The following is an 18121-nucleotide window of genomic DNA, read 5'->3' on the forward strand; positions in this document are numbered from 1 at the left end:
ATATGAACCGGCGACAGGCCCTTCTGGCCGCCATCACGCTGCTGGGCGGCACCTTCCTGGACGGTGCGCTGCCCGTTTGGGCCTATGAGGGGACAAGGGGGGCCAAGGGCCAGCCGGGCCGTTTCTTCAATGCCCGCGAAATGGCGCTGCTGGCCGATGTGGCGGAGATCATGATACCCGCCACGGATACGCCCGGCGCCATGGCGGCCAATGTCCATGGTGTGGTTGATGGGTTGATGCTGGATTGGGCGGTGCCGGCGACGCGGGTGCAGTTCCGTCAGGCCTTGGCCGATATCGATGCCAGGGCAGCACCCCATGGTTTCATGGCCCGCCCACCCGCCGAACGCGCCGCCCTGCTGACCAGCATCGACATCGCCGCCTTCCAGGGGCAGGGGCCGGCGGATCAGGCCTATCGCCGGCTCAAGCAACTGATCTGGTACGCCTATTTCACGTCCGAAGGGGCCGATCCCGACTATGTCGCCGTTCCCGGTCAGTATCGGGGCGACATTACGCGGGTGGAGATGAAACAGCTGGTGGCGGGGGCGCGGTGATGGAATGGGATGCCATTGTCGTCGGCTCCGGCATCACCGGCGGCTGGGCGGCCAAGGAACTGTGCGAGAAGGGCCTGAAGACCCTGGTCATCGAACGTGGCCGGCATATCGACCATGGCGGTCCCGACTATACCGACATGGACGCCCCGTGGGAGGTGGAGTTCCGCAATCTGGTGCCGGAGGATTGGCCCGATAAGGGCTGGCAGTACATGAAGGATAAGGGTGACTGGATCTATAAGATGCAGCATCTGCAATTCTTCGCCGATACCACGACCTACCCCTTTTCCTATCCCGAAGACCGGCCCTTCATGTGGACGCGGGGCTATCAGCTGGGGGGACGGTCGCTGACCTGGTATCGGCAATCCTATCGCTGGGGAGAGGCGGATTTCACGGCTAACCTGCGCGACGGACACGGGGTGGACTGGCCCATCCGTTATGCCGATCTGGCGCCCTGGTATGATCATGTCGAACGGTTTGCGGGCATTTCCGGCAGCCTTGAGGGGCTGGACGAACTGCCTGACGGGGTGTTTCAGCCGCCGTTCGAGATGAACTGCGCCGAACGCCGCGTATCGGAGACGTTGAAACGCCGGCGCCCCGATCTGCATATGATCATGGGCCGCACTGCCAACCTGACGGAACCAACGGCGGCGCAGGAGGCCCTGGGCCGGTCACGCTGCCAGGCGCGGTCGCATTGCAGCCGGGGTTGCTCCTTCGGGGCCTATTTCAGCAGCCTGTCCGCCACCCTGCCGGCGGCGCGAAATACCGGCAACCTGACCATCCTTACCGATCAGATCTGCCACAGCCTGGAACATGATCCGGCCACGGGCCGCATCACCGGCGTTCGGGTCATCGATGCCAACAGCATGGGTGCCAGCACCCACCGTGCCCGGCTGGTGTTCCTGTGTGCCTCGGCCATCGGGTCCGCGCATATAATGCTGAACTCCCGCAGCGAGGCGCATACGCGCGGGCTGGCCAACGGCAGCGACGCACTGGGCCGTTATCTGATGGATCATGTCGGCGGCGCCTGGGCGGCGGGCCGGGTGCCGGGAATGCTGGACCGGTATGAATTTGGTCGGCGTCCGAATAACATCTATATCCCCAATGTCCGGGCCAGGGGACAGAAGCCGGGCGACGGTTTCATCAGGGGCTTCGGCTTTCAAGGTGGGGCCACGCGTGGACGCGCCATGGATGGGACCGGGCGGCAGGCGGGTTTCGGGGCCAAGGTGAAGGATGGCGCCACAAATTACGGCCCCTGGACCATCCGCATCGACATGTTCGGGGAAATGCTGCCCCACGCCGATAACCGTCTGACCCTGCACCCGACCAAGGCGGACCGCTGGGGCATCCCGTTGGCGCATCTGGACTGCACCCTGCGTGACAATGAATTGGCCATGATCGCCCGGGGGCGGGACGAGGCAGCGGAAATCCTGCGCGCCGGCGGGTGTGAGGATGTGACGGCGGGCGCCCGGTTCGACCATCCGGTGGGCTTCAAGACGCATGAGATGGGGACCGCCCGCATGGGCCGCGACCCCGCCACCTCCGTACTGAACGCCTGGAACCAGACGCATGAGGTGGCGAACCTGTTCGTCACCGATGGGGCCTGCATGACGTCGAACGGCACACAGAACCCGTCGCTGACCTACATGGCCCTGACGGCGCGTGCCGCGAACCATGCGGTGGAGCTGCTGCGGCAAGGGGCGATCTGACGCGCCCCTTGTCCGCGATTGATCAATCCTTCGCCTTCAGCAGGTCGCGGATTTCGGTCAGCAGAATCTCGCTCTTGGTCGGCTCCACGGGCTTGGCGTCCTCCTTCTTCTTGAAGCGGTTCACCTGCTTGACCAGGATGAACACGGCCCAGGCCACGATGAAGAACTTGATTATGGCATTGATGAACAGGCCGTAATTGATGGTGGTGACACCGGCATCCTTGGCGGCCTTCAGGGTGGGATAATCGCCGCCCGACAGGCTGATGAAGTAATCGGAGAAGTCGATTCCACCCATGAGGTAGCCGATGGGCGGCATCAGGATATCGTTCACCAGCGAGGTGACGATGGCGGTGAAGGCGGCGCCGATAATGATACCGACGGCCAGATCCACGACATTGCCGCGGCTGATGAAGGTCTTGAATTCGTTCAGCATGGGTTCCCCATTCCCATCGGCAGCGGCCCCTGTGGCCGTGCCAACCGGATCAGCATCCTGCATCGTGCCCGGAATGGAAAGCCCCCATGTGCCCCGCGCACTTGTCCCCACCCGTCCCGGCCCTGACACTGGGCTTGTTCTCACCACCCTAGGTGTCGCGCCATGCCGCATCCCGCCCGCCCCGTTCCGCCCGGCCTTGTCAGTGATATGACGGTGCTGGAGGGGCTTTATGGCCCGCCGGGCGCGCCGTCGCTGGCCAAGGTTTCGGACCGGTTGACGCAAGCCTACCGTGCCTGGCTGTCGGCAGCACCTTTCTTCGCGCTGGGGTCTGTGGGGGCAGGTGGGCTTGACGTGTCGCCGCGCGGGGATGCGGGTTCGGCGGTCACCATCCTGGATGACCGGACCCTGTTGATCCCCGACCGGCGCGGCAATAACCGTATCGACAGTCTGCGCAACATCATCGCCGATCCGCGCGTGGCCTGCATGTTCATGATCCCCGGCGTCAATGAATGCCTGCGCATCAATGGCCGCGCCGCCATAAGCATTGATGCCGACCTCTGCCAGCGTCTGGCCATGGAGGGGCAGCTGCCGCAGTCCGTGATCTGGCTGGAAATCGACGAGGTCTATTTCCAGTGCGCCCGCGCCCTGATCCGTTCCGACCTCTGGGCCCAAGGCGCGCGGGGCCACCCGGATGGCGTTCCCACGGCGGGGCAAATGACGGCGGAGGCCAGTAACGGTGCCGAAGGCGGCCCCGCCTATGACGCCGCCCTTCCCGAACGGCAGCGCCGCACATTATGGTGAAGTGCTGAAACTGGAGATGGGGGACGGACGGGAATGTGGGGCCTGCTGCGCTTTATCGCCACGCTGATCGGCGTGGTCCTGTTTTTGACCCTGCCCATGGTCTTTCGGGACAATATTCCGGACGGGCTGTTCGATGCATGGGACAGCCTGTTACGGCCCTTACGCGATCCCGTGACCCGGTTCTGGTGGCAATATTTCAACCGTCTGGATCAGCAACCGCTGTTCCAGCTGTCGACCCTGCTGACCCAGGCCTTTTCTATCACCCTGGTGATCACCGCCATCCGCTGGATATGGCAGCGCCGGGTGGCGTGAAGCTTCGTAGCTGCTACAGCCAGTCCTGAAGCCGGTACCAAAGCATGCCCAGCACCAGGGCAGGCATTTTCAGGCCCGGCGGTCCCGGAAAGGCCCGGTGCGGCACGCGGGCGAAGATGTCGAAACGGCCCGCCTGACCGGCAATTGCCTCCGCGATCACACGGCCGGCAATGGCGGTCAGGGCCACGCCATGGCCGCTATATCCTTGCGCGAAATAGGTCGTGGGGCTGACCCGGCCCAGATGCGGCATGCGATTCATGGTGATGGCGACATGGCCGCCCCAGCAGAACTCCACGTCCAGATCGGCCAGTTGCGGGAAGTATTTCAGCATGGTCCGGCGCAGCGACTGTTTCAGGTCGGGCCGGTCGAATCCGGAATAGCTGACGCCCCCGCCGAACAGGAAGCGGTTATCCGGGCTGCGCCGGTAATAGTTCAGTACGAAATTCACATCCGCGATGGCGATGTCCGACGGGATCAGGGCCTGCGCCCGCTCCGCCTCCATCTTCTCGGTCCCAATGATGTAGGTGCCCGCCGGCATCACTTTGGCGCGGATGGGGGGGCTTAAGTCCCCCAGATAGGCATTGCCGGCCAGGACCAGGAACTTGGCCGATACCGATCCCGTTGACGTGAACGCCTTGGGGGCGGTTCCCGTATCGATACGCACCACCCGGCTGCCCTCATGGATGCGCACGCCCAGCCCTTCGGCGGCAACCGCCAGCCCCAGTGCATAGTTCAACGGGTGCAACTGCCCGCTGCCGCCATCGAACAGCCCGCCCAGATAGACATCGGTCGCCACCATGGAGCGGATTTCTTCGCGCCCCACCATGCGCGTCTTGCCGTAACCCAACCCCTCCAGTTCCGTCTGATGCTCTGCCAGACCTGTCATGTGCCGGGGCTTCAGGGCCGCCAGCAGATAGCCCCATTTCAGGTCACAATCGATGCCGTACCGGTCGATCAGGCCGGAAAGCATGGTCTTGGCTTCTTCCGACAGGTCCCACAGGTGCCGCGCATCCTGCTTGCCGACCCAGCCCTCGATATCCCCGATCCCCTTGTTGAAGCCGGTGACGATCTGTCCGCCATTGCGCCCGGATGCGCCCCAGCCGACGGATTCGGCCTCCAGGATCGTGACGGACATGCCCTTGGCCGCCAGTTCAATGGCGGTCACCAGACCCGTATAGCCACCCCCGACGATGCAGACATCGCAAGCGATATCGCCCACCAGCGGCAGGCGGGCGGGGGCGTGGTGGGCCGTGGCGGCGTACCAGGAGGGGGCGTGGGGCATGTCGGAGCGGGTCGCGATGGAGGATACGGATCATTCTACAGGCGGGGGTGCGGAACTGCACCCTCTCATCCTGCCAGGACCATCGTCGCCCCGGCCTACGGCTTATCCCGCAGGTCCAGGACATAGGCCAGGACGACCCCCATCCGTTCCACCCGCAGCAACTCCCGCCCCGCCGGAACCGGGCCGCATTGCCCGCGTGTGAAGGCGATATAGAAATCGGCCTCCCCCTGGCCGTCCTTGGGCGCCTTCCAGGTGGGGGGCAGGTAATGCAGGGCGCTGTCATGCGGGCCGCAGATGCGGATACGGTAGGGATGGGCAACGGCGCCGCCGCCTTCCTGTCCTACAATCAGGTTGCGCAGCCGGTCTGCGGCTTCTGACAGGGGGCTGCCCCAGTAATCCAGTTCGAACCGGCCCTCGGCCCCGCGCACCCCACCGGCCAGGGCATTGTACCAGATGGCCTCATACGGATGCAGGCGGGCAACGGTCAGCATCTGCCACCCCGCCCACAGAAACAGCATTCCACCCGCAATGCGGCTGGCCAGGGGCAGGCGCTCGGTAACCATTGGTGCTGACAAGTGACTGGCCAGCCGGTCCAGCCCGATGGAAGCCGCCACCGACAGGGGCGGCAGCAGGAACAAGAGATGCCGGATACCGTCATAAAGCACGGCACCCGTAACGATCACGATCAGGGGGGGCAAAAGGATCGCCGCCGCCAACCCGACCCGTTCGGGCAACAGGGTCAGGGGCCGGCGCAGGGCACGCACACTCATGACAGCCGCAACGCCAAGGCCCAACAATGTAACCTCCGGCAGCTTCACACCAAAGGCCACCGGCACGTACCACCAGGGCAGGTCGGTCGTTACCAGCGTCCGGCCCGCGAACGGAAAGCTGAACGCCAAGGGAAAGTGCGAGAAGCCGGCCAAGGCCTCCAGCGGGCGGGATACCGGGTCCAGCTGCGCCCAGGGCCAGAAGGCCAGCATGATCATCCAGGCCAGCGCAAAGGCCGGCAGTAGCCGCGCCGCCGCCGTCACCCCTTCCCACAGGGCCGTACCCAGGGGCCGTTCCCGCAGGCGCAGAAACAGCCAGTACAGGCAGGCGATGCCCAACGGCCCGATCAACACGACCCCGCCCACACGGATGCCCAGTGCGGCCCCGAACGCGATACCGTAGGCAAGCAGCGTGTGCATCCGCTGGCGCGGCAGGTCGCGGATCAGGCGGATCTGGTAAAGGCCCATCCAGGCGGCGGCGGTGGCAAAGGGAACGTCCTTGGGATTGGCAAAGGATTGTCCCATCCATTCGGGCGTCAGCGCCAGAAGCATAACGGCCAGTGCACCTGCGCGTGGCCCCGCCAGCGTCCGTGCCTGCGCCCGAACTGCCGCCAGCCCTGCGACACCCACCAGCCCGCCGACCAGCCGCCGCGTCTCATACGCATCGAAGGGCAGCAGGATGCCGGCAACCGCCGTCACTGTGTCGTACAGAGCGCCGTAGAGATAAAGGTTCTGGAACCCCAGCACCCGCTGGTCTTCCCCCAGCGACAGATACCAGTCCAGCGCGCGGCGACCGTTCTCCAGGTGCAGCGGCTCATCCCAGGTGATGCCATATTGCTTGAAGGTGGAGGCAACGAACAGCAAGGCGCCAGCCAAGATGAGCTGCGCCACAATATCCCAGAAATTGGAAGGGCCTTCGTCCCTTGCGCCGGATGGGCCCATCACGGGTCAGTTCGCGCCGCTGCGCCGGTCGGGCAGGGCCGCCGCCGGATGGCGGTGATCGGCAGTCTCTGTCGCCGCACCGGTCGCGAAGCCGACGCTGTCCGACACGAGATAGAGGGGCCGTCCCTTCACTTCCGTGAAGACCCGGCCCAGATAGTCGCCCAGCACGCCCAGGCAGATCAACTGCACCCCACCAATGAACAGGGTCGCCACCATCAAGGAGGCATAGCCCGGAACATCGATCCCGAAGATCATGGTCTTCAGCAGGATGACGGCGCCATACAGCACCGCGATGGCCGCCACGGCCAGCCCCAGCCATGACCAGATGCGCAGGGGCAGGGTGGAGAAGGAAACGATGCCATCCATGGCGAAACGGAACAGCTTCCAGGTGCTGAAGGTGGTCGTGCCCGCATGGCGCGGTGCCGTTTCGAACGGAACCGCCACCTGCCGGAAACCGACCCAGGAATAAAGCCCCTTCATGAAGCGCGTGCGTTCGCCCATCTGGTTCAGCGCATCGACCACGGCGCGGTCCATCAGACGGAAGTCGCCGGCATCGCGGGGCAGGGGCACTTCCGACATGCCATCCAGCATGCGGTAGAAACGGCGGGTCAGGAAACGGCGCAGCGGCGGATCGGTATCGCGCGAGCGGCGCACGCCATAGACCACCTGCGCACCGGCCTGCCAATGGGCATAGAACTCTTCGATCACTTCGGGCGGGTGCTGCAGGTCACTGTCCATCAGGACGACGGCCCGGCCCGACGCATGGCGAAGGCCGGCCGTCATGGCCATTTCCTTGCCGAAATTTCGGCTGAACCGGACCAGACGGATACGCGGATTGGCCGCGTGTGCCGCCTGCAACCGGACCCAGGTGTCATCGCGGGAGCCGTCATCCACGCACACAACCTCATACGGCACGCCCAGCCGTTCCATCACGGGCGCAAGCCGGGCAAACAGCGCGTAGATATTCTCCCCCTCATTATGCATGGGCAGAACGACGGACAGCACCGTGGCCTCATTCAAGGGCCGCAGCGGGGTAGGGGACTTGGACGTCTCGTGGGTGGGCGTCAACATGACGGGTCCTTGGCAGGGCACGTGGCAGCGGCGATGACGGCTGTCACCGGCCATTGCCGCTTCAGACGCGAACACTAAGCCTTAACCAACCAAACCGCCAGCCAACCGGAGGGTTAGGCACTGGCCAGCCGGTCGATGCAGCCATGTTCCACCTGTCCGGTGGATATAGCGTATCCGCACCGTTTTTCCAACCGGGCGTCATTTCTGTAGCGGATGGACTATATCCAACCGGCTCTGACTAAAGAGATCACAGCTTAGACCGCCGCCGCCACAATCGTGACACGGTCTGGGTAAAAATTACTTAAATCACGAAGGGGAAAATTCAGATCAACAAATTTCCCCTCACTTTGGCCTCGCCAATAAAAAAATCGAATATATTTCGATATTCGACATTTGGCGCAGCAGACATTGGTTCCAGCTTTGGACGATGGAGATGAACATGGCCAGCAGCCAGTACAATATCACCACTGCCTCTGCCCGCCCCGACCTTGCGGCACAGGTGGCAGCCGAGCGCGAATATCTGCGCCGCTATGCGTTGGGATTGTGCCGCGATGGTACACTGGCCGACGATCTGGCCCAGGAGTGCATGGAACGCGCCCTGACGCGCTTGCATCTGTGGGAAGAGGGCACGAACCTGCGGGCGTGGCTGTCCACGATGCTCCGCAATCTGCATATCAACGGCCTGCGCCGGAACCGGCAGCATGTGGCCCTGGATGATTGTGACGGCGCTGAACTGGGGGGCACGCCTGCCCGGCAGATGGGCCGGATGCAGGTCCGCGACCTGCGCCGCGCCATGGCCCGGTTGCCGTCCGACCAGCGCGACATGGTCGTGATGGTGGCACTGCGCGGTGTCAGCTATGAACAGGCGGCGCTGAATGCCAACGTCTCGGTCGGGACCGTGAAGTCCCGCCTGTCGCGGGCACGGGGCACCCTGCGCCGCCTGATGGATGGTGAGATGGTCGTGGAAGGCCGCGCTTAAGACCAACGGTCACAATTTGTGACCGTTGCTACGGCGGCAACTACCGCCGCGCCGAACATGCGGCATCGTCAAGGGCGCGGGCACGCCACGCACCGATCAGGCTGCCGATGGCCGGCCCCGGCGGCGACGCTTCTTGGGCTCCGGTGCGGCGGGCGGGGGCGGGGCAATGCAGCGTTGCAGGCCCTGGTACGCCAGTCGGATCACGCCTGTAAGCTGATCCGGCGCCTGCGGGTTGGCCTGTATGTAAGCGGTCGCTATCTTGGCGGCCAGCAGGCGCAGTTCATCCGTCGGCGTCTCGGTCATCGGGGTTTCCTCCAGCCCTTAATCGATAAGGCACTGTGGAACCGGGACCCCCTTTAAGTCCATTTGACGCAAAAGCCTAGACACGCAAACGTTGGGCCTATGCCCTTCGTCGGAATGCGTGGGTGGCAACCCCGTGCCACCCACACGGTACGTCATCAGAACTGGTCTTCCGACAGGCCCATGACGGCGCGGTGACCCTGGGTCACAACGGTCAACAGGCCGCGCGCCTGGGGCAGGATCTGGTCCGCATAGAAACGGCCCGTGATGATCTTGGCATCCAGGAACTTGGCATCGGCACCCGGTTCGCGCATCAGGCCATTGGCCGCCATCATGGCCTTGGCCGTCAGGTAGCCGCCGATGGTGACGCCGAACATGCGCAGATAGCTGACGGCGCCCGATGCGACGGCGGTCATGTCGGCCTTGCCCGTTTCCACCACCCACTTGGTCGCCGTTTCCACGGCGTCGATGGCGTCGGTAAGGTTGGCACCCATGGTCGCCATGTCGTCGCCCGGCTGGGCGGCGATGGCTGCGGCCGTGGCGCGCATTTCGGCGATCAGGGCAAATGCCGCCTGACCACCATCGCGCAGCACCTTGCGGAAGGCCAGGTCATTGGCCTGGATGCCGTTCGTGCCCTCATAGATGGGGGCGATGCGGGCGTCGCGGTAATGCTGGGCGGCACCGGTTTCCTCGATGAAGCCCATGCCGCCATGGATCTGCACGCCCAGGCTGGTCAGTTCCACACCCAAGTCGGTACACCAGGCCTTGGTGATGGGCGTCAGCAGGTCGTTCAGGGCGTTGGCGGCCTTTGCGGCCTCGGCATCCGGGTTGCGATGCGCATTGTCCAGCGCCGACGCCGTCAGGTAGACGAGCGCGCGGGCTGCCTCGATCTGCGACTTCATGCACATCAGCATGCGGCGCACATCGGGATGCTTGATGATGGCGACGGGGGCTGGGTCCTTGCCGGTCAAGGCGCGGCTCTGCACCCGGCCCTTGGCATAGTCAACCGCCTGCTGATAGGCGCGTTCGGCAATCGCCATGCCCTGCAGGCCAACGCCCAGGCGGGCATTGTTCATCATGGTGAACATGTACTCGATGCCGCGATTTTCCTCGCCCACCAAAAAGCCGACAGCGCCGCCATTGTCGCCATAGGCCATGACGGCGGTCGGGCTGGCATGGATGCCCATCTTGTGCTCCAGCCCGGCGCAGCGCAGGTCGTTGCGCGCGCCCAGGCTGCCATCCTCGTTCACCATGAATTTCGGCACGACAAACAGGCTGATGCCCTTCACGCCCGCCGGGGCCGTGGGCGTGCGGGCCAGAACCAGATGGATGATATTGTCGGTGAAGTCATGCTCGCCATAGGTGATGAAGATCTTCTGACCGGTGATCAGCCACGTCCCGTCCTCATTCGGCACGGCCTTGGTCCGCACGGCACCGACATCGGAACCGGCCTGCGGCTCCGTCAGGTTCATGGTGCCGGTCCATTCGCCGCTGATCAGCTTTTCCAGATACAGCTTCTTCTGCTGCTCCGACCCGTGGGCCTGCAGCAGCTCCACCGCACCCTGGTTCAGCATGGGGCAGAGGGAGAAGGACATGTTGGCCGAGGTCCACATTTCCTGGATCGGCAGGGCGAGCGTCCAGGGCAGGCCCTGACCGCCGAAATCCGGATCGAACGGGACCGCGTTCCAACCACCCTCGGCATATTTCCAGTAGGCGTCGCGGAAGCCGGGGGCGGTGGTGACTACGCCATTCTCCAGCTTCGACCCGTTCTGGTCGCCGACCCAGTTCAGCGGTGCCAGCACATCGCGCGCCAGTTTGCCGGCCTCATCCAGGACCTGATCCACCAGATCGGGCGTCACCACGTCATAGCCGGGCAGGCCGGCCACCTGCGACAGGCCAACCACATGGTTCAGAGTGAAGCGCATGTCCTGGATGGGTGCGTTGTAAGCGGTCATTTCGCCTTATCCTCCCGGCTTAACATATGGGCAGGTTCCAGCGCCCCGCCCGGTTCATGATGAAACATCGCGCGAACACATCCACCCGGCAAGCCCCGCTGGCTGGATGTTCGGCTGTCGGTGCTTACGTTAACGTAAAAGGTAGGTGTTTGTCATCAGGGTTTGGGGCGCTTTTGGGCTTGGCACGCCGATTGCTTTACCTCTGCCAACACCCGTACCCGTGGAGCCGTCCCGTGAATAGCAACCTCAACCTCCTGAACCAGGGCAGCGTCGCTGAAACCAAGGGAAATGCGCGCAATGCGCCGGCCCATGTGGTTCGCGCCGTACAGCAGGCCAGTGCGGCAACCGGGGTTGATTTTGCCTATCTGATGGATAAGGCCGGGGTCGAAAGCGGCTATCGAACAGATGTCAAGGCATCGACCAGCAGCGCCACCGGCCTGTTCCAGTTCACGGAAGGAACCTGGCTGAACATGGTGGAACAGCACGGTGCCAAGTACGGGTTGGGTGTTTATGCCGACAAGATCAATAATGGCTCTGTCTCTGATCCCCAGACGCGCAAGGAAATCCTGAACCTGCGCAAGGATCCGCGCCTGTCGGCCATTTTTGCCGCCGAATTGGCCAATGACAACAAGACCCATCTGGAAAATGAACTGGGCCGTCCGGTCGGAAAGACGGAACTTTACATGGCGCACTTCCTGGGTGCCGGTGGGGCCGCCAAGTTCCTGAAGGCTATGGACAAGAACCCCAACCAGCCGGCGGCCAATCTGCTGCCCGACGCGGCCAAGGCCAATCTGAACGTCTTCTACGACGGCACCCGGCCCAAGTCGGTGGGGCAAATCTTCGACAATTTTGCCGCCAAGTTCGATGACGCCCCGGCACAATTTGCCGGGTCCACGACGCTGGGCACTATTCAGCCGGCGGATACTTCCTCCCAGCCCTGGCTGACGGGCATGCGCTCTGCCGTGTCGGGTAAGGAGCCGATCTCCACCTTCACCATCATGATGCTGGACAGCCTTGCCGTGCCGTCTGATGACGATGAGGAGAAGAAGCGCTCCACCGGCTCCGGCGCCCGTGACAGCGATGAAGGCGATCAGAGCAGCGGCAAGGCGACCAACGGTTATGGCATGAAGGTCGGCCCGAACCTGTCTGCTGGTAGCCTGATCGCTGCCTAATCTCAAACGGCCCGGCTGCCGCCACCGAACAGGATGCCGGAGCCCACGACGAATCCGAAATCGTACCAAAGCCCGTCATTGGGGAAGGCGTACATCCGCATGTCCAGGAACAGGCTGCCGATGAAGGAAATCGGGGCCAGGAATCCATGAACCACACCCCAGAGCAGGCCGGGCAGGGGATGGGTCACTTCGGGTGCCGGCTGGTTGGCGCAGGCCGCGACCGACAGGGCCAGCAGCAACAACATGGCGCCACGCAGCGCCCCCTTGCGATCAAAGGATTTCAGCATGCGGGCGGCCCTTTTCGGCTGATTGAGCAGAAAGAAGATCGTATCACCGCCAAGCCTGAAAAGCGAAAACCCCGCCAGAGGTATCTCTGACGGGGTTCTATATGGTGGCACCGGCGTGATTTGAACACGCGACCAAGGGCTTATGAGTCCCCTGCTCTACCGCTGAGCTACGGTGCCGAAGCTCGTCCGTCCGGGTGGTCCCGAACGGGAGCCGCTATTTATGAAACTGCGTCGGGCCTGTCAATATCTGTTTTCAAAAATCTTCATCATAAAGCAGGTGCCGTTTCAGCTGTGCCCGGTAGCGGCCCATACGCGACCCGTCATGGCCGGGCCAGCCGGCGCGCAGGGCCGACAATTCCGCCTCCCGCTCATTGACGGCCCAACAGGACAGCTCCGTATCCCTGCCGGCCTCGTTGCGCCAGCGGAAGACGAACAGCTGTGGCGTTGCGGTTGGCGGCATGGGGCAGGGGACCTGTCGGCGGCTTCACGGGGTGCAGGATGCGTCGGGATGGCGTCCCTGTCCACCCTGTCCAAGTTTGGTGGTTGATCTGTGTATCGACCACAAGACTTTGGGTGTAGTGCCGCTGTAGGATGCGCCACCCGCCAACCCGTGCCGGTTATCCGCCATGTTGCGTTTTATGCTGACCCCGCTTCGCTGGTTTTTCCGCTTCGTGCTTTATACCAGCGTGATTCTGACCCTTCTTGTGCTGCTGGCACCCTTTGCCTTTGACATTCCGGGGCGGGCGGAAAAGGTGCTGGCCACCATGAATGCCGGCAACCTGCGTGGCATGCGGGTGCAGGCGCTGCCAGAATCAGTGCGTGGCTTCCCGCCGGAACTGGAAATCAGGGACCTGCGCGTGACGGTGCCAGGGCCGCAGGGCGTGGCGGCCACGGCCATGACGGCGGCCAAGGTCCGCGTCGTTGTCAATGTCATGGAAAGCATGCTGCGGGGGCGCGTGGTCCTGGCGGCCATGGTGGAAAATCCTGTCATCTATGCCAACCAGCCCCTGAATCTGGGCGCCATCGCAACCGCCATCAGCGTCGCTACGGGTTTGCATACCCAGATACAGCTGGTGGGTGGCGAGGTCATCAATCCAGGCAGCCGGACGGTGGTGGCGCTTGGCGATGACACGCTGACCAATATCAATTCACGCTCCAGCGAGGATCAGCAGGTGGCGGAGGTCGTCCCCCAGGATGATCGGGGGGCCGCGTCCAACCTTGGGGGCGGTGGCGGCGGCGCGGGCGGTACCACGGGGGCGACGGCCGCCGGTGCTGGTGTTGGCGCTGGGGCTGTGGCTCCGGGCGTTGTTGCTGGTGTTGCGGCTGGTGTCGGCGGCAGCGTGGTGGCCGGTACTAGCGGCGGCGGTGGCCGGGGGCCGGGAACCACCCCAGGGGGGGGCGGCACAAATCCCGGTGGCGGTGGAACTGACCCTGGCGGTGGCACCAATCCCGGCGGCGGTGGCACCAATCCCGGCGGTGGCGGCACCAATCCGGGTGGGGGCGGTACTAACCCCGGTGGCGGTGGTACGAACCCAGGCGGTGGCGGCACGAACCCTGGTGGCGGCGGAATTGATCCCGGTGGTGGTACATTGCCTGGCGGTGGTGGGATCAACCCCGGCGGTGGTGGCACCAATCCTGGTGGCGGCGGCACGAACCCTGGCGGTGGTGGCACCAATCCTGGTGGCGGCGGCACGAACCCTGGCGGTGGTGGCACCGATCCCGGTGGTGGCGGTACGAACCCCGGCGGTGGTGGCACCAATCCCGGTGGTGGCGGTACGAACCCCGGCGGTGGTGGCACCAATCCCGGCGGTGGCGGTACGAACCCCGGCGGTGGTGGCACCAATCCTGGCGGTGGTGGCACGAACCCCGGCGGTGGCGGCACCAATCCTGGCGGCGGCGGTACGAACCCCGGCGGTGGCGGCACCAATCCTGGCGGCGGTACGAACCCCGGCGGCGGCGGCACCAATCCTGGCGGTGGTGGCACCAATCCTGGCGGCGGTGGCACCAACCCAGGCGGTGGCGGCACGAACCCCGGTGGTGGCGGCACCAATCCTGGCGGTGGTGGCACGAACCCCGGCGGTGGCGGCACCAATCCTGGCGGTGGTGGCACCAATCCTGGCGGTGGTGGCACCAATCCTGGCGGTGGTGGCACCAATCCTGGCGGTGGTGGCACCAATCCCGGCGGTGGCGGCACCAATCCTGGCGGCGGTGGCACCAACCCTGGCGGTGGCGGCACGAACCCCGGCGGTGGCGGCACGAACCCCGGCGGTGGCGGCACGAACCCTGGCGGTGGTGGTACCAATCCTGGCGGCGGTGGCACGAACCCGCCCATGTGTACCTGTCCTTGCGGCTTTTAAATCGGCGTTCCGGGTGGGGATCCCCACCCGGCTTCGATCATGCCTGCCGCTGCCGGCTGGCTGCACGGTCCAGGAACAGGCACAGCGCCACCACGGGAATACCGATGGCGGCGGTGCCGGCAAAGAACAGGGCATAAGCCCCCATCTGTCCGGCAATCGGCTCCAACCCCAGCACTATCTGTCCGGAGAAACCCTTCAGCACCTTGCCCAGCACCGTATAGAGCGAGGAGAGAAGGGCGTATTGTGTCGCCGTATAGCCCAGGCTGGTCAGGCTGGACATATAGGCGGTCAGGGCCACGCCTGCGAAGCCAGTGGCGATATTGTCAACGATGATGGCCGCCGTGAACACGCTGATATCCGGTCCGCTGAGCGCCATGACGGAGAAGGCCAGGTTGGAGAAGGGGCCTAGCACCGCGCCTAAGATCAAGGTCCGCCGGAAGCCCAGCCTGACCGAGGCGATGCCGCCCAGCGCGATGCCGGCAATAGAGGCCCAAAGTCCGACCGAGGCGCGAACGGTTCCCACCACTTCCTTGGTCAGGCCCAGATCGACATAGAACGGGTTGATCATCGGCCCGATCATGAAATCACCCAGCCGGAAGGTCATCACCACCAGCAGCATCAGCACCGATAAGGCGCCATAGGTGCGCAGGAAGCTGAGCAGCGGCCCGACAATAGCATCGAACAGGCCCACCGGCGTCCAGAGCGGGGCGGACGCCATGCCGCCCGTCGGGGTGTGACGCATCGGTTCCGTCGCCATCAGGGTGGCGACAACGCCAACCGCCATCACGGCACCCGCAACGCCATAGGAGGACTGCCAGCCGATCCCGGCCGCCAGCAGCAGGATCAGGCTGTCGGTGGCCAGCATGGCGGCCCGATACCCAGTCTGATAGGCGGCGGACAACAGGCCCTGTTCGGCCCCATCCTCCGCACTTTCAATGCGCCAGGCATCGACCACGATATCCTGCGTCGCCGATGCGAACGCCGCCAGCAGGGCAAAGGCCCCCAGCTTCCACAGGTTCGCCCCGTCCGGCCCTACGGCGGCCATCCCGAACAGCCCGGCCCCGATCAGCAGCTGCGACAGCACCATCCAGCCGCGCCGCCGGCCCAGCCGCCCCAGGATCGGCGCGTCCAGCCGGTCAACCAGCGGCGCCCACAGCATCTTCAATGAGTAGGCCAGCCCGATCCAGGACAGAAAGCCGATGGTGGCGAGATCGGCCCCGCCCTCCCGCAGCCAGAAGCCCAGCGTATTGCCCGTCAGCAGGAAGGGCAGGCCCGAGGAAAAGCCCAGCAGCAGCATGACCAGCACCTTGCGCTGGCCCAGTGATCGCAGCACCTGTCGCCAGCCGATGGGGGCCTTCTTCTGCTCCGGGCTTGCTGCATCGGCCGTCATGGGCGGGTCCTGTCCTGTCTGCGGATAATCTGTCGGCGAGTATAGGCAAGGCCTTGTCCGCCCGCGCGGCCTATTTGCGCACGAACATTGCGCAGAATGCAGGTCGTTTGGACTGGAAAATACCGGCGCGAGTCGCTTACAAAGTTCGACCCACCGGTGAAATCCGATGCTGGGTAACCCATATGCACATCCCGCCGCCGGGAAGAGGCCGGTGCGGCGATGGCTGTAGAAGGAAGAGCAGGACATGTCGACGGATACGCAGAAGGTGGGGACCGCTGGGCGCTGGACGCCTGACAGCTGGCGCGCCAAGCCGATCCGGCAGGTCCCGTCTTATCCCGACGAAACCAGGTTGAAGGCCGTTGAAGCCAAGCTGGCGGCCTATCCGCCGCTGGTTTTTGCGGGCGAGGCGCGGCGGCTGAAAGATCATCTGGGCAAGGTGGCGCGCGGGGAGGCATTCCTGCTGCAGGGCGGCGATTGCGCCGAAAGCTTTGCCGAGTTCCATCCCAACAATATCCGCGACACGTTCCGCGTGCTGTTGCAGATGGCCGTCGTCCTGACCTTCGGTGCGGCGACGCCCGTCGTGAAGGTGGGCCGTCTGGCCGGGCAGTTCGCCAAGCCGCGTTCGGCCGACACCGAGGTGATCGACGGCGTTGAGCTTCCCAGCTATCGCGGCGACATCATCAATGGTTTCGACTTCACGCCCGACGCCCGCATCCCCGATCCCGAACGGATGGTGCAGGCCTATAACCAGTCGGCCAGCACCCTGAACCTGCTGCGCGCCTTCGCCCAGGGCGGTTATGCCGACCTGCACAAGGTGCATCAGTGGAACCTGGGCTTTGTGGAGAAGAGCCCGCAGGGCGAGCGGTATCAGGATCTGGCCAACCGCCTGGACGAGACGCTGTCCTTCATGGCCGCCTGCGGCATCACCGGTGAAACTACCCCGCAGATTCGCGAGACGGAACTGTTCACAAGCCATGAGGCGCTGCTGCTCCCCTACGAACAGGCGCTGACCCGCATCGACAGCACGACGGGCGATTGGTACGACGTGTCGGCCCATATGCTGTGGATCGGCGACCGCACGCGCCAGCATGATGGCGCGCATGTGGAGTTCCTGCGCGGGGTGAAGAACCCGGTCGGCCTGAAATGCGGCCCGACCATGGACCCGGATGACCTGATCCGCCTGATCGACATTCTGAACCCGGCGGACGAGGCGGGGCGCCTGACCCTGATTGTGCGCATGGGCTCCGACAAGGTGGCGGACAAGCTGGCGCCGCTGGTCCGCAAGGTGCAGCGGGAAGGCCGCACCGTCGTCTGGTCCTGCGACCCGATGCATGGCAATACCGTCAAGTCCTCCACCGGCTTCAAGACCCGTCCGTTCGATCGGGTTCTGGGCGAGGTGCGGGGCTTCATGGAGGTCATCCGGTCCGAAGGTGCCCATCCGGGCGGCGTGCATTTCGAAATGACCGGTCAGGACGTGACGGAATGCACGGGCGGTGCCCAGGCCATCACCGACCATGCGCTGGCCCTGCGTTATCACACCGCCTGCGACCCGCGCCTGAATGCCAGCCAGGCCCTGGAACTGGCCTTCCTGATCGCGGAAACTCTGAAGGCCGTGCGTGACGGTCAGCCGCGCGCCCGCGTGGCGGCTGAATAAAAACTATCCCTGCGGTTGTGGCATGCGCTGCAATCATAGGTCTGGTTGTCACTTGGAAACAAAGGCCCCGGAATTTCCGATCTGGAAGTTTCGGGGCCTTATCTTATTGTGATTTAATGGATTTTCTAAAATCCGATTTGGTTGTAACAGCTGTTCGCTGCG

General features: G+C 64.4%; 17 protein-coding genes and 1 tRNA gene. 8 read left to right on the plus strand and 10 right to left on the minus strand.

Annotated elements, in window-relative coordinates; all coding sequences use genetic code 11:
• The first annotated feature begins 2 nt into the window (after nucleotides 1-2).
• Nucleotides 3-551: a gluconate 2-dehydrogenase subunit 3 family protein gene (locus tag ACT6Q8_RS08640; RefSeq protein ID WP_054169483.1), complete on the plus strand. Its 549-nt coding sequence runs from the start codon at nucleotides 3-5 to the stop codon at nucleotides 549-551.
• Nucleotides 551-2257, plus strand: a complete 1707-nt coding sequence (locus ACT6Q8_RS08645; protein ID WP_444733207.1) for a GMC oxidoreductase — start codon at nucleotides 551-553, stop codon at nucleotides 2255-2257. Before ACT6Q8_RS08640 ends, ACT6Q8_RS08645 begins: the two co-directional genes overlap by 1 nt.
• Nucleotides 2258-2279: 22 nt before the next feature.
• Here ACT6Q8_RS08645 and mscL read toward each other — a convergent pair whose 3' ends face one another.
• Nucleotides 2280-2690 carry a large conductance mechanosensitive channel protein MscL gene (gene mscL, locus ACT6Q8_RS08650; RefSeq protein WP_054169698.1) on the minus strand — a complete coding sequence of 137 codons (411 nt, stop codon included), beginning with the start codon at nucleotides 2688-2690 and terminating at the stop codon, nucleotides 2280-2282.
• A gap of 162 nt (nucleotides 2691-2852) precedes the next feature.
• Between mscL and ACT6Q8_RS08655 the strand changes: the two genes are divergently transcribed.
• Together ACT6Q8_RS08655 and ACT6Q8_RS08660 are read left to right on the plus strand one after the other, a co-directional pair.
• Nucleotides 2853-3491 carry a pyridoxamine 5'-phosphate oxidase family protein gene (locus ACT6Q8_RS08655; protein ID WP_444733208.1) on the plus strand — a complete coding sequence of 213 codons (639 nt, stop codon included), beginning with the start codon at nucleotides 2853-2855 and terminating at the stop codon, nucleotides 3489-3491.
• A gap of 33 nt (nucleotides 3492-3524) precedes the next feature.
• Nucleotides 3525-3803 (plus strand): hypothetical protein, encoded by a 279-nt coding sequence (locus tag ACT6Q8_RS08660; RefSeq protein WP_054169480.1) that lies wholly within the window; start codon nucleotides 3525-3527, stop codon nucleotides 3801-3803.
• A 13-nt stretch (nucleotides 3804-3816) separates the two neighbouring features.
• Here the strand turns inward: ACT6Q8_RS08660 and ACT6Q8_RS08665 are convergent, their stop codons facing one another.
• The 3 genes from ACT6Q8_RS08665 to ACT6Q8_RS08675 form a co-directional block, all read right to left on the minus strand.
• Complete coding sequence (locus ACT6Q8_RS08665; RefSeq protein WP_444733209.1) at nucleotides 3817-5085, minus strand: NAD(P)/FAD-dependent oxidoreductase; 1269 nt, start codon at nucleotides 5083-5085, stop codon at nucleotides 3817-3819.
• Between the two features lie 95 nt (nucleotides 5086-5180).
• Nucleotides 5181-6743, minus strand: a complete 1563-nt coding sequence (locus ACT6Q8_RS08670) for an ArnT family glycosyltransferase (RefSeq protein WP_444733210.1) — start codon at nucleotides 6741-6743, stop codon at nucleotides 5181-5183.
• A 57-nt stretch (nucleotides 6744-6800) separates the two neighbouring features.
• Nucleotides 6801-7865, minus strand: a complete 1065-nt coding sequence (locus ACT6Q8_RS08675) for a glycosyltransferase family 2 protein (RefSeq protein WP_444733211.1) — start codon at nucleotides 7863-7865, stop codon at nucleotides 6801-6803.
• A 439-nt stretch (nucleotides 7866-8304) separates the two neighbouring features.
• Between ACT6Q8_RS08675 and ACT6Q8_RS08680 the strand changes: the two genes are divergently transcribed.
• Nucleotides 8305-8844: a sigma-70 family RNA polymerase sigma factor gene (locus ACT6Q8_RS08680; protein ID WP_082372577.1), complete on the plus strand. Its 540-nt coding sequence runs from the start codon at nucleotides 8305-8307 to the stop codon at nucleotides 8842-8844.
• Between the two features lie 96 nt (nucleotides 8845-8940).
• Here the strand turns inward: ACT6Q8_RS08680 and ACT6Q8_RS08685 are convergent, their stop codons facing one another.
• Together ACT6Q8_RS08685 and ACT6Q8_RS08690 are read right to left on the minus strand one after the other, a co-directional pair.
• Nucleotides 8941-9147 carry a hypothetical protein gene (locus ACT6Q8_RS08685; protein WP_054169477.1) on the minus strand — a complete coding sequence of 69 codons (207 nt, stop codon included), beginning with the start codon at nucleotides 9145-9147 and terminating at the stop codon, nucleotides 8941-8943.
• Between the two features lie 155 nt (nucleotides 9148-9302).
• Entirely contained in the window at nucleotides 9303-11099 is a 1797-nt protein-coding gene (locus ACT6Q8_RS08690; protein ID WP_054169476.1) for an acyl-CoA dehydrogenase, read from the minus strand.
• A 233-nt stretch (nucleotides 11100-11332) separates the two neighbouring features.
• Here ACT6Q8_RS08690 and ACT6Q8_RS08695 point away from each other — a divergent pair, with 233 nt between their 5' ends.
• Nucleotides 11333-12271: a hypothetical protein gene (locus ACT6Q8_RS08695; protein ID WP_444733212.1), complete on the plus strand. Its 939-nt coding sequence runs from the start codon at nucleotides 11333-11335 to the stop codon at nucleotides 12269-12271.
• A gap of 2 nt (nucleotides 12272-12273) precedes the next feature.
• Here ACT6Q8_RS08695 and ACT6Q8_RS08700 read toward each other — a convergent pair whose 3' ends face one another.
• The 3 genes from ACT6Q8_RS08700 to ACT6Q8_RS08710 all read right to left on the minus strand — a co-directional run bounded on the left by ACT6Q8_RS08700 (nucleotide 12274) and on the right by ACT6Q8_RS08710 (nucleotide 13018).
• Complete coding sequence (locus ACT6Q8_RS08700) at nucleotides 12274-12558, minus strand: hypothetical protein (protein ID WP_054169474.1); 285 nt, start codon at nucleotides 12556-12558, stop codon at nucleotides 12274-12276.
• A gap of 102 nt (nucleotides 12559-12660) precedes the next feature.
• Nucleotides 12661-12735, minus strand: a tRNA-Met gene (locus ACT6Q8_RS08705).
• A gap of 76 nt (nucleotides 12736-12811) precedes the next feature.
• Nucleotides 12812-13018 carry a hypothetical protein gene (locus ACT6Q8_RS08710; protein WP_054169473.1) on the minus strand — a complete coding sequence of 69 codons (207 nt, stop codon included), beginning with the start codon at nucleotides 13016-13018 and terminating at the stop codon, nucleotides 12812-12814.
• 166 nt (nucleotides 13019-13184) lie between these two features.
• Between ACT6Q8_RS08710 and ACT6Q8_RS08715 the strand changes: the two genes are divergently transcribed.
• Nucleotides 13185-14915, plus strand: a complete 1731-nt coding sequence (locus tag ACT6Q8_RS08715) for a hypothetical protein (protein WP_444739367.1) — start codon at nucleotides 13185-13187, stop codon at nucleotides 14913-14915.
• A gap of 37 nt (nucleotides 14916-14952) precedes the next feature.
• On the opposite strand, the gene ACT6Q8_RS08720 is transcribed toward ACT6Q8_RS08715, so the two are convergent.
• Nucleotides 14953-16305, minus strand: coding sequence for an AmpG family muropeptide MFS transporter (locus ACT6Q8_RS08720; RefSeq protein WP_444733214.1), 1353 nt, complete (start codon nucleotides 16303-16305; stop codon nucleotides 14953-14955).
• A 244-nt stretch (nucleotides 16306-16549) separates the two neighbouring features.
• Between ACT6Q8_RS08720 and ACT6Q8_RS08725 the strand changes: the two genes are divergently transcribed.
• Complete coding sequence (locus tag ACT6Q8_RS08725) at nucleotides 16550-17959, plus strand: class II 3-deoxy-7-phosphoheptulonate synthase (RefSeq protein WP_054168759.1); 1410 nt, start codon at nucleotides 16550-16552, stop codon at nucleotides 17957-17959.
• Nucleotides 17960-18121: the final 162 nt, after the last annotated feature.

Origin of the sequence: Niveispirillum sp., assembly GCF_052437035.1 — a bacterium.
GTDB lineage: Bacteria > Pseudomonadota > Alphaproteobacteria > Azospirillales > Azospirillaceae > Niveispirillum.

Excerpts from the sequence above, each read along its gene's own strand:
- ACT6Q8_RS08640 (WP_054169483.1), top strand. The coding sequence starts at position 3 with ATGAACCGGCGACAGGCCCTTCTGGCCGCCATCACGCTGCTGGGCGGC.
- ACT6Q8_RS08645 (WP_444733207.1), top strand. The coding sequence starts at position 551 with ATGGAATGGGATGCCATTGTCGTCGGCTCCGGCATCACCGGCGGCTGG.
- mscL (WP_054169698.1), bottom strand. The coding sequence starts at position 2,690 with ATGCTGAACGAATTCAAGACCTTCATCAGCCGCGGCAATGTCGTGGAT.
- ACT6Q8_RS08655 (WP_444733208.1), top strand. The coding sequence starts at position 2,853 with ATGCCGCATCCCGCCCGCCCCGTTCCGCCCGGCCTTGTCAGTGATATG.
- ACT6Q8_RS08660 (WP_054169480.1), top strand. The coding sequence starts at position 3,525 with ATGTGGGGCCTGCTGCGCTTTATCGCCACGCTGATCGGCGTGGTCCTG.
- ACT6Q8_RS08665 (WP_444733209.1), bottom strand. The coding sequence starts at position 5,085 with ATGCCCCACGCCCCCTCCTGGTACGCCGCCACGGCCCACCACGCCCCC.
- ACT6Q8_RS08675 (WP_444733211.1), bottom strand. The coding sequence starts at position 7,865 with ATGTTGACGCCCACCCACGAGACGTCCAAGTCCCCTACCCCGCTGCGG.
- ACT6Q8_RS08680 (WP_082372577.1), top strand. The coding sequence starts at position 8,305 with ATGGCCAGCAGCCAGTACAATATCACCACTGCCTCTGCCCGCCCCGAC.
- ACT6Q8_RS08685 (WP_054169477.1), bottom strand. The coding sequence starts at position 9,147 with ATGACCGAGACGCCGACGGATGAACTGCGCCTGCTGGCCGCCAAGATA.
- ACT6Q8_RS08690 (WP_054169476.1), bottom strand. The coding sequence starts at position 11,099 with ATGACCGCTTACAACGCACCCATCCAGGACATGCGCTTCACTCTGAAC.
- ACT6Q8_RS08700 (WP_054169474.1), bottom strand. The coding sequence starts at position 12,558 with ATGCTGAAATCCTTTGATCGCAAGGGGGCGCTGCGTGGCGCCATGTTG.
- ACT6Q8_RS08710 (WP_054169473.1), bottom strand. The coding sequence starts at position 13,018 with ATGCCGCCAACCGCAACGCCACAGCTGTTCGTCTTCCGCTGGCGCAAC.
- ACT6Q8_RS08715 (WP_444739367.1), top strand. The coding sequence starts at position 13,185 with ATGTTGCGTTTTATGCTGACCCCGCTTCGCTGGTTTTTCCGCTTCGTG.
- ACT6Q8_RS08720 (WP_444733214.1), bottom strand. The coding sequence starts at position 16,305 with ATGACGGCCGATGCAGCAAGCCCGGAGCAGAAGAAGGCCCCCATCGGC.
- ACT6Q8_RS08725 (WP_054168759.1), top strand. The coding sequence starts at position 16,550 with ATGTCGACGGATACGCAGAAGGTGGGGACCGCTGGGCGCTGGACGCCT.